Below are 10,927 nucleotides of genomic sequence, written 5' to 3' on the forward strand. Positions count from 1 at the left end.
GCATATTAATTCAAAACGAATTCAGGAATCAATGCAAAACAGCCTGTCATTTGGATTTTTGACAAACGGCGGCATTCTAGTGAGAGGCCGGGGAAAAGTCTACCATAAGCGCAACTTTTTATGTGTTTTTTAGCACTCTGATGGGGAAAAGAGGAATTGACCGTTGAAATCAACAGCTAACTCAGGATGCGTAACCGATTGCGGACCAGGATGAATGGGATACTGTCTATCATGACCATGAAAAGTGGACCAAACGGTCAAAATTAACAACAAAGCAACGATTACAAGCAGGATAAGATGTGGTTATGATAATTTCAAAGAAATGGAAAGGGAAAACCCTCAAAAAAAAACAAATAAAAAAGGGCAATAAAATACTGCCCTGTCAATCAAACACTTATGATTGCAATAACCACATCACGATGGGTAATAACGCTTATAAATTGTTGAGATCAAGCACATCACGCATATCGTAAAGGCCATTTTTCTTAGACTTCAACCACAATGAAGAACGAACTGCCCCATTTGCAAAAGTCATACGACTGGAGGCTTTATGGCTGATTTCAATACGCTCGCCGATGTCCGCAAACATCGCCGTATGTTCACCAATAATGTCGCCCGCACGCACGGTGGCAAAGCCAATAGTGCCTGGAACGCGCTCGCCGGTGTACCCTTCACGAGAGTAAACGGCGCACTCTTTCAAATCTTTGTCCATCGCATGAGCGATGGCTTCGCCCATGGCTAATGCCGTGCCTGATGGCGCATCGACTTTATGACGGTGATGCGCTTCGATGATTTCGATGTCGGTATAATCCCCCATCACTTTGGCCGCTTTCTCCAGCAGCTTAAGCATCACATTCACGCCGACGCTAAAGTTGGCCGCAAAAACAATCGGTACTTCGCTCGACGCATCTGTAATCGCCTGCTTGCCCGCATCATCAAAACCCGTCGTACCAATAACCATGCCCTTGCCGTGCTGGCGGCAGAAAGCCAAATGATTGAGCGTACCTTCCGGGCGTGTGAAATCGATAAACACATCGAAATCGTTCACCACCGCGTCCAGGCTATCCCTAACGATCACGCCAGTTTTGCCCACACCAGCGAGTTCGCCTGCATCGCTCCCCACTAAGGATGAACCCGTGCGCTCAAGCGCTGCACCCAGTTTTACGCCATCCAGTTGCAAAGCTGCCTGAATCAGCTGTCGCCCCATGCGACCACCCGCACCCGCGATTGCTACGCGGACTTGTGACTCATCCATATTCACTCTCTTTTCTTTATTCAATAACCAATGAAACTGTTCTCAGATTAACGAGGCCTTGGGAGGCTCGCCACTCGAAAACACCGATAATAAGAAATTTATGACAAAATGGCGGAATTATCAGTAAAAGCCATTAATCCCATAGCAGAATCAGGGAATTGAATGCGTTTGATACAATTCCCGGCGTCGCCAGTTCACATCTGCCACGGAATTCCCCAACTCAATGGAACCCTGGAGCAATAAATTAAACCGGGAGCTGATGTTGCGCGTTAAGCGACTTTGCAGGATACAAACCGCTTCACTGCCGAGTTCGCGGCAAGGCTGAAAAGCCGCGGTTAATCCCAACGATTTTATTTCGTCCATTTCATGTGAGTAAGCGCAACTCATGACTGAAATATCTTCAGGCACCTGGAGTTGATGGTTTTTCAGCTCGCCGAGCACCGCACGCGCAATGGCTCCCCCACCACATAATATGGCCGAAGGCAGCTGTTGCTTTGAACGTTGTTGGAGGTACTTTTTAAAATTCGCCCGCGCTTCTGGTTCGCCATAACCTTTCGTAACCAGCAAATTTTCCGACTCATCAAATACAAGGTGGTGATCCTGGCAGGCTCGCTTGAACCCTTCGAGACGCTGGATCATGGTTTCACGGCGCAAATCGGTAAAGAGCAGTACCTGGCGGTGGCCTTTTTCTAGCAAGTGTTTTGCCGCGCTATAACCAATGGAAGAGTGATCTGGCGAGACGCAATCAAGGCGCATCTTTTTATCTCTGGCATTAATTGTCACTACAGGTTTATCGCTTTCTGCGGCCAGTCGATACAAAGATTCATCATCAATCCCAATGATTATTACACCATCGACATCGTCCTGGTTAACATGTTTCATAAATAAAGTTGTGTCTGCTTCGTTAATATCCAGCGAGCATTTTTTAACGTGAATATCGTAATGCGATATTTCTGAAATAATACCCTGAATCACTTCGTAATAATAACGATCGCCATTTGGCGTAAAAGCCGCCGCCGGAGCACACACTAATAATGAATTCATGAGTAAACGACTGGCGGGAATATCCCGCAAAATACCCATGTAACGAGCGTGGTAAAAAACCTTTTCTTTTGCCTGCGGGCTAACATTATTTTTACCCGCCAGCACCCTTGATACCGTGCTCGGTGAAAGCCCTGTCAGCCCGGCTATCTCTTTGATTTTCAGCTTACCCGTCATTTTGTGATCGATGCCTCATTAGCGTTTTGACATTATTTTCATGACTAACTCTTTCTCATCACAAGCATTTCTCTTCGATCACAACAGCGCTATTTATGCCGTGCAATTCCTGTCATAAATAGCGGTTGTGTGCAAAAAAAACCATAACTATGCTCTCAAAAAATGATTCCTGATAAAAATAAATCCTATTTTTTTGTATAAGTGAGAGCACAATGCAAAGAATCGCTATTATTGGAACCGGTAATATTTCCCACAATCACATTCAGGGTTATCTCGAATTTCCTGACCGCTGTCAGATTGTCGCTCTGGTTGATATCTACCCAGAAAAAGCCGAAGAAAAGAAAAAACATTACGGGCTGACGGAAGCCAAAATCTACAGCAACCATCAAGATATTCTTAATGATCCTTCTATTGATGTATTTGATATCTGCACCCCACCGTATGTACACGCCGCTATTTCTATTGATGCGCTAAATGCAGGCAAACATGTGTTGTGCGAAAAGCCAATGGCCGCGTCACTCCAGGAATGTGATGCGATGATTGCCGCAGCCGAGGCCAGCGGAAAAACATTGTCGATCATCGCGCAAAACCGCTTCACCGATGCTTTCTGGCGTTTGAAAAAAGTGCTCGAAAGCGACCAAATCGGCAAAATTTGCCACGCGCAGGTGGATTCCTTCTGGTGGCGCGGTCACTCCTATTACGACCTGTGGTGGCGTGGCACCTGGGAAAAAGAAGGCGGCGGCTGCACGCTAAACCATGCCGTGCATCACATCGACGCCATTCAGTGGATGTTGGGTTTCCCGACTGAAGTGGTCGCCATCACCACCAATGTTTCCCATAACAACGCCGAAGTCGAAGATCTCAGTGCTGCGATTTTCAAATACGACAGCGGCGCATTGACGCAACTTACCGCATCGGTTGTACACCACGGTGAAGACCAGAAAATCGTGATTCAGGGAGAAAAAGCGCGCATTTCTGCGCCGTGGGATAAATTCGCCAGCATCGCTGCCCCCAACGGTTTCCCCATCGACGAGCGCGATACCTCGCTTGAAAATCAGCTTGAAGATAGTTACCAGACTGTGCCGCGTCTGACCTGGACACTGCATACCGGGCAAATCGAAAACTTCCTGCATGCGTTGCAAACAGGCACCGCTCCGCTAGTGGATGGCCCCCAAGGTAAGCGTTCGCTGGAACTCATCACTGCGATCTATAAATCAGCCATCACTCGCAGAATTGTTTCGCTGCCCATTAGCGCAAGCGACCCGTACTACCAGACGGGCGGCTTAGTGAAAATGGCACCACACTTCTTCGAGAAATCCGCCTCCGTGGAAAATTTCGCCAATGAAGAGGCGATTCCATTGGGTAAAGATATGGATAAAGGGGCATAAACATGAGCATTAAAGACGGTATGAATTACGCGCCAAAAGGCAAACCGCAGCCAGTCGTGCAGCCAGATGATTTTGTTTTTGCCGCCGCTGCACTCGATCACGGCCATATCTACGGCATGTGCAATGGCCTGATTGAAGCGGGCGCGACGCTGAAATGGGTTTACGATCCTGATCCACAAAAAATCGAGCAGTTTGTTAAGCAATATCCGCAGGCGAAAATTGCGCCGTCTCTTGAAGCGATACTGGCCGATCCGGGCGTCAAACTGGTTGCCGGAGCGGCGATTCCTGATGAACGTTGCGCGCTTGGCCTGAAAGTGATGGATGCAGGAAAAGACTATTTCACCGATAAAGCACCGCTGACCACCCTCGAACAACTGGCTGCGGCTAAAGCGAAAGTCGCCGAAACCGGACGCAAATATGCCGTGTATTACAGCGAACGACTTCACGTCGAAAGTTCGGTATTTGCCGGGCAACTGGTGCGCGACGGTGCGATTGGTCGGGTGATTCAGACGCTGGGCATGGGGCCACACCGTGAAGGAACGGGCCGCCCGGACTGGTTCTACTTTAAGAAACGCTTCGGTGGCATTCTTTGTGATATTGGCAGCCATCAGATTGAACAATTCCTGTTTTATACGGGCAACAGCGAAGCACAGGTTGTTGCCGCGCAAACCAACAACTTCGCCCATCCGCAATACCCTGAATTTGAAGATTTCGGCGATGCCATGCTCAAAGGCGAGAACGGGGCCAGCGGCTATTTCCGCTGCGACTGGTTCACACCAGCAGGACTCAGCACCTGGGGCGACGGACGCCTGACGCTGCTCGGCACCGACGGCTATATCGAAATCCGCAAATACGTCGACATCACCCGCCAGGAACAAGATGTGGTGTATCTGGTTAATAAAGAAGGTGAATTCCGCTATCCGGTTGCCGGAAATGTGGGCTTTCCGTTCTTCGGCGAACTGATTCTTGACTGCCTGAATCGCACCGAAAATGCGATGACTCAGGCGCATGCCTTCAAAGCCGCAGAACTGTGCGTGCGCGCGCAAATGCTGGCAAACGGAGTGCAATAGCGATGAAGACGACACAGGTCGCAGTCGTCGGGTGTGGAGCAATCCACACCTTGCACGTCGAGGCAATTCAATCGAATCCAGCTTGCAGGCTTCGGGCGATTGTCGAAACAGACTCCGTAAAGGGTCACTTATTGGCCGAGCGTTACGCTTGCCGTTATTACGCCGATTACCGCGAAATGCTGTGTGATACCGAAATTGACGTGGTACACGTCTGCACGCCGCATGTCGCGCACAAAGAAGTGATTCTTGCCGCCCTTGCCGCCGGAAAACACGTCTTCACGGAAAAGCCGGTAGCGCTGAATCCAGGCGAAGTAAAAGACATTAAAACCGCGCTGAAGCACGCAACGAGCCAGCTTGGTGTCTGTTATCAGAACCGACTGAACCCGAGCAGCCAGAAGATCAAATCGTTGCTGGAGGCGAACACCTACGGAAAAGTGCTGAGTATCAAAGCGGTGCTGACATGGAATCGAACGCAAGATTACTATGCGCAAAGCCCGTGGCGCGGGCGTTTTGCCACCGAAGGCGGCAGCCTGCTCATCAACCAGGCGATTCATACGCTGGATTTAATGCAGTGGTTTGCTGGCGGAGTCGAGTCGGTAAAAGGCGTGGTGGAGAGCAGTTTTCTCAGCAATGCCACCCAGGCCGAGGACACCGCGATGGCGAATATGCAATTAGCCAACGGGGCGCGAGGGATTTTTTACGCGACGAACTGTCACACCACCGACTCGCCGCTATTTCTTGAGATCCATTGCGAAGAAGGCCTGCTGCAACTTCATCACAATAATCTGTGGTTTATTGCTGGTGAGGAGAAAAATCTATTGGCCTGCGACGAAATACCACGTGAAGTCCAAAAGTGTTATTGGGGGAGCAGCCACCAGCAGGCTATTAATAATTTTTATCATTCAATACAAACACCCGACAATCATAATTACGTTGATATATACCAGGCGGAAACATCCCTGCGCATGGTCGAAGCAATTTACCAGTCTTCTATAACCAGGAACTGGATAAAAATTTAACAACAATAATGTTTTCCTTTTCACCCTACACAGAAATGGAATAATAATATGAAACCTACAGAACGCAGAGTTGGCTATGGAACAGCCATAGGATATGGTGTTACCGATTTATTTGGTGGCGGGGCTTTTGCTATTATTGGTACCTGGCTTTTATTTTTCTATACCACTTATTGTGGATTATCAGTATTAGAAGCCGGTTCGATATTTGCTATTGCCCGCGTGATAGATGCGGTATTAAGTCCAATTATGGGTTACATCACCGATAACTTCGCTAATACCTGGCTGGGTAAACGCTTCGGTCGCCGCCGCTTCTTTTTATTACTCAGCGCCCCACTGATGTTTTTGTACGCCCTGCTTTGGGTTACGGATATGGGCTACTGGTATTATCTCGGTACTTATCTCTCCATTGAGCTGCTCTCCGCAATGGTGCTGGTGCCGTGGGAAACGCTGGCGGCAGAGATGACCAACCGCTACACCGAACGCGCCCGTTTATCCGGAGTGCGTATGATCTGCTCACAGCTTGGCGGTTTTCTGGCGGTGTCTGTGCCAGGTGTAATCATGCAGTTCACCGGCAAAGATAACTCGATAACCTACACTTACACAGGCCTGCTTTTCTCAGCGATTTTTTGCCTCGCAGTATTTACCACCTGGATGTGCACCTGGGAAGCCAAAGATGTGCGCGAAGAGTTTGAACCCGAACCCGAAGGAGCAAATAGCGGTAATCTTTGGCACCATTTAAAAAGCCTGGTGTTAGATTTACTCTCTTCATTTAAGATCCGCATGTTCCGCCAGCATATTATTATTTATATTGCTTCGTTTACCGCAATGGACGTTTTCGGCTCAGTATTTACTTATTATGTCGTTTACGGATTACATCAGGATGCCGCCGCCGTTTCAGGTTATTTAAGCGTGGCCGCATTTGTTTCTGTTCCGGGAACATTTGTCTTTATGCTGTTACTCAGCAAATTGAATTTCACGCCTTCCGGCGCACTGCGCTTATCTTATAGTTGTATTTTTGCAGTATTAGCCTTCCTGTTTTATGCCTATATCAATAACATCAATGTATCCGTGATCTTGTTCTCCGCTGTGTTTGTCATTTTGGGTATTTCACGTGCGGGTCTTTATTTTATCCCCTGGAATATTTACAGCTTTATTCCTGACGTCGATGAAATCGTGACTAAAAAACGCCGCGAAGGCATCTTTGCTGGTGTGATGGTCTTAACCCGGAAAAGTACCGTGGCGCTGGCCATCATGCTGATTGGTGTGGTGCTGGAAGAAAGCGGTTTTGTTAAAGGCCAGGGCGAGCAACCTATTGAAGCGTTACACGCGATTGTCGGGCTAATGGTCTTTGCCACCACAGCATTGCTGGCGATCAGTTTCTGGATGACCTTTAAATTCAAACTCACCCGTGAATCCCATAAAACGCTGATTAAAGAAGTCGCCCGTCTCAAGCTGGGCGGAAACCTCGCAGACTGCGATATGGAAACCCGTAAAGTCATCAAAGACCTGACCGGCTATGAATACGACAAAGTCTGGGGCAACACGCCAGGGCGTAAATCGGTATCTAGCTTAACGCCGGAATCACCGTAGGAGCCACGTCATGCGTACAAAATGGAGCAAACAACAGGCCGCTCAGTGGCACAAAAATCAGGGTTGGATTTGCGGGTTTAATTACCTGCCCCGCAGCGCCGTAAACTGGACAGAGCTATGGCAGCGCGAAACCTTTGATCCCGAAACCATCGATCAGGAACTCGGTTGGGCGCAAGAGATCGGCTATAACCAACTGCGCATCAACCTGCCGTTTATCGTCTGGCAGCACGATCGCGATGGATTGCTGATGCGCATCGAGAGCTTTCTGCGTATCGCCGAAAGCCATCAAATAAAAGTCATGCTGACGCTGATGGACGACTGTGGTTTTTCCGGAGATGAACCATTTTTAGGGCCTCAAAAAGCACCCGAACCCGGCAAACACAACAGCCAGGCGGCGGCGAGTCCTGGGCGTGAAACGGTATGTAACCGCGAGATGTGGCCGCAGCTTGAACGCTATGTGCGCGACATAGTGCGCCATTTCAAAGACGATTCACGCATCGCTATCTGGGATTTGTACAACGAGCCTGGCAACCGCGGCACGTTTGCGACCGGCCTCGAAGAAACGCAGTTCGATGAAAAGCTAGAGCATTTTGCGCTGGAGCTGCTGCCACAGGTTTTCGCCTGGGCGCGTGACGAAGATCCCCGGCAGCCACTGACCGTAGGTGCGTGGCATATTTCGCAAGATCCCGACGAACCCGAAGCGGAGTATTTTGCCCATCCTATCGATAAGGCAGCAGCCGATCTTTCGGATGTGATCAGCTTCCACGCCTACCTTGCCACACCGAAAATGCTCCAGGTATTGCGCTACTGGCAAACATTCGAGCGTCCGATGTTATGCACAGAATGGTTGGCGCGGCATGTCGGCTGCGTGATGGAAGAACAACTGCCGCTGTTTGCCGCCCTGAATGTCGGCTGTTTCCAGTGGGGGCTGGTGCGCGGCAAAACGCAAACCACCCTCCCCTGGCCGTCAGTGCGCAAACGTGGCGTGGATTACGCGCACCTGTGGTTCCACGATGTGCTTGATGAATATGGCATTCCCTTCCGCCACAGTGAAATGGAACTGGTCAGGCGCTTAACCTATTCATAGCCTAAATAATTCGAGTTGCAGGAAGGGACTAGGCCGTAAGTTCCCAGGAGCATAGATAAACTATGTGACTGGGACGCGCAGATGCAGTCAACGGGGTTTGAAGCCCAACTGTACCATTGAGCTTCAAACCCTATCAATTTGAGTCCAACCCGAAAAGACACGTCAAAACGCCAATGGCAGCAACATCTGTCGCTAAAATACAAAACACCCGATGAACTTCATCGGGTGTTGTAAGGCCGAAAAGTGTCAATCTATGGCAGGACTAGTCAATATCGGCATCAATCCAAACGACCAGATAGCATCAGAGTTTCTATTTTAAAGAGCTAATCAACATCACATCCATTTTTATCCTCAAAGATTTTCGAGAACTGGTTTTTTTTCAAAATATAGTAGGTCGTTTGGCATGGATAAGTAAGCGGAATCCCGTTTTCATCATGTTCTATTTTTTGTGGAATAGCCTGACCGGTTAATATTATTAAATAACTGTTCTTTCGGGTCTCAATCCTGAATTCTTCACCAACTGGTGTGCCGTTGTCAGCAACTTGTTGGTAGACATTCGTTCCATTGATAGAAGGAAGTTGCATCACAATCTTTCCTGATAATTTATCTATAACCCAACCACATACTCCACCTTGATGGTCGAGACATTCTTTCCCACTACTCTTGTCATCAGTGTATATACGATAATGTCCTGCGATATTTTCTGATTTTTTAAATTCATTGATTGTTATTTCCTTCCAATGGCTGGAATAATTTTTCTCCTCATCCGAAAACTCTAACTGACTAGCAAATGGGCCTTTGCTTATCTCAACCGGATAATCTTTGAAGTCAGGTCTAGCTTTAACATTCTGATTGGCAGCATGAGCAATGGGCATCATCAGACTGACAAAACCAATGATTAGATAGGGTAAATTTCTGCTAGTTAATGCCATTTTTCGATTCTCTCAATATATTAACCATACTATTAGGCGTCAGATGTGCATGATTAAGACCATCGCCGGAGTAATAAGAAACCCCTTCATCTTGCGCAACCCGCCCCTTACTGATGGTTTTGCCTTTACGCACCCCAGCTGATGCAAACTCTTTCGCCCAGTCATAAATAGCGTCTTCAACACTACCGTTACCTTCCAGGTAGGCGATAATTGCAGGGCGTTTGACCTTAATTATGTACTCCTCAAAAATCTGATCCTGTATGGCTTCGTCATACAAGGAGTTAACATCTAACTTGAGTGATTTCACCGCATCTATTAGTGTTCCCGGTATGATCTGAAAACGACCAGTAGCAAACATCACATTAGTATGCTGTTGAGTTTCCATAACTTGTTTGATAGTCATTGATGTTAGATTGGTATGATATTTTGCTACCGTTCGTTTGGGGTTATGGAAAATTTGGTTATAAGCCGTATAGTCATTTTTGGACTCCACGCTACCAAGCAGTTTAGCAAACAGACTATGCGCCCATCCCTGCTTTTTCGTTTCCCGCAAGGCATCGAGAAACATCAGTGGATGCATGTGCCACGGATTCTCCACCATCCCCGGCACGCTGTGCATCCAGCGGATATCCGTCAAAAATTTCTCCCCGTAGCGATACCATTCCGGAGTCTCTTTTTTCATCAGTGGCGTGAAGTAGCTTTTCCACACTGGGTCTTCCGATGAGTAGTACCAGTCACTGGGGTGTTTCACGCACAAATGGTACAGATGCGCCCGGTAGTCCTGATTATGCACGGCACGGCGGTATTCATCTGCGCTGTACCCTTTCCCGTCATCACTGTCCACCTTGTCCAGAAGACGCTGATAGTTATGCTTCACCAGCGCATGACTCGAACGCGGGTCGACTGACGAAGCAGTAAACAGGGTCTGGAAAATATGCCGCACCAGCCCTTTTGGCTGCATCTTCCCGTCGAGGTGGTCAAAGCTCACTGGGCTGTCTTCCGTCGTCTCAAACCCACGTCCGGCCAGGTCATAGCGCGAAAGCAGCCGCAGATCGGCCTCAGCCAGCAATCCCCGTGACGTGCCACCCGGCCAGTAACGCTTCCCGTCCGTATCTTTCACGACCTGACCGGATAACGGCATCACCACTTCAACTGGATTTTTCAACTGGCTGTCACGCAGGTTTCCGGCGGTATTTTTCAGGTACACAGGAATACCTGCGGGACAGCAGGCAAAGGCAGGCGTGTCACGCCCCACACCTTCCGGATTGCTCAGGAAGCGCGGCAGGTCGTCCGGTGTCAGGCATTCAATATGCACCTGATAGCGTTTTTCATACCCGCTCTCGCTGGGGACCTGAAAATAGCCCAGGT

The 10,927-nt window shown here is 48.7% G+C and carries 8 protein-coding genes and 1 pseudogene; 5 read left to right on the top strand and 4 right to left on the bottom strand.

Going from position 1 to position 10,927, the window contains the following annotated elements:
- Positions 1 to 433: 433 nt before the first annotated feature.
- Both dapB and GBAG_RS17070 read right to left on the bottom strand, forming a co-directional pair.
- Positions 434 to 1,255: a 4-hydroxy-tetrahydrodipicolinate reductase gene (dapB, locus tag GBAG_RS17065; RefSeq protein ID WP_034498471.1), complete on the bottom strand. Its 822-nt coding sequence runs from the start codon at positions 1,253 to 1,255 to the stop codon at positions 434 to 436.
- A 150-nt stretch (positions 1,256 to 1,405) separates the two neighbouring features.
- A complete protein-coding gene (locus GBAG_RS17070) occupies positions 1,406 to 2,473 on the bottom strand; it encodes a LacI family DNA-binding transcriptional regulator (protein WP_034498473.1) in 1,068 nt (355 codons plus the stop codon).
- A gap of 212 nt (positions 2,474 to 2,685) precedes the next feature.
- Between GBAG_RS17070 and GBAG_RS17075 the strand changes: the two genes are divergently transcribed.
- Genes GBAG_RS17075 through GBAG_RS17095 form a run of 5 tightly spaced genes read left to right on the top strand, consistent with a single transcriptional unit; the run spans position 2,686 to position 8,627 of the window.
- Positions 2,686 to 3,861 carry a Gfo/Idh/MocA family protein gene (locus tag GBAG_RS17075; protein WP_034498475.1) on the top strand — a complete coding sequence of 392 codons (1,176 nt, stop codon included), beginning with the start codon at positions 2,686 to 2,688 and terminating at the stop codon, positions 3,859 to 3,861.
- Positions 3,862 to 3,863: 2 nt separating this feature from the next.
- Positions 3,864 to 4,931 carry a Gfo/Idh/MocA family protein gene (locus GBAG_RS17080; RefSeq protein ID WP_034498477.1) on the top strand — a complete coding sequence of 356 codons (1,068 nt, stop codon included), beginning with the start codon at positions 3,864 to 3,866 and terminating at the stop codon, positions 4,929 to 4,931.
- Between the two features lie 2 nt (positions 4,932 to 4,933).
- Entirely contained in the window at positions 4,934 to 5,950 is a 1,017-nt protein-coding gene (locus GBAG_RS17085) for a Gfo/Idh/MocA family protein (RefSeq protein WP_034498478.1), read from the top strand.
- 48 nt (positions 5,951 to 5,998) lie between these two features.
- Complete coding sequence (locus GBAG_RS17090) at positions 5,999 to 7,540, top strand: MFS transporter (protein WP_034498480.1); 1,542 nt, start codon at positions 5,999 to 6,001, stop codon at positions 7,538 to 7,540.
- A gap of 10 nt (positions 7,541 to 7,550) precedes the next feature.
- A complete protein-coding gene (locus GBAG_RS17095) occupies positions 7,551 to 8,627 on the top strand; it encodes a cellulase family glycosylhydrolase (RefSeq protein WP_034498482.1) in 1,077 nt (358 codons plus the stop codon).
- Positions 8,628 to 8,950: 323 nt separating this feature from the next.
- On the opposite strand, the gene GBAG_RS17100 is transcribed toward GBAG_RS17095, so the two are convergent.
- Positions 8,951 to 9,559 carry a hypothetical protein gene (locus GBAG_RS17100; protein ID WP_034498484.1) on the bottom strand — a complete coding sequence of 203 codons (609 nt, stop codon included), beginning with the start codon at positions 9,557 to 9,559 and terminating at the stop codon, positions 8,951 to 8,953.
- Positions 9,546 to 10,927 (bottom strand): annotated as a pseudogene (locus GBAG_RS22955) (hypothetical protein); the annotation flags it as partial. The gene GBAG_RS17100 and the pseudogene GBAG_RS22955, both read right to left, overlap by 14 nt.

The sequence above is a fragment of the Buttiauxella agrestis ATCC 33320 genome (assembly GCF_000735355.1).
Lineage (GTDB): Bacteria > Pseudomonadota > Gammaproteobacteria > Enterobacterales > Enterobacteriaceae > Buttiauxella > Buttiauxella agrestis.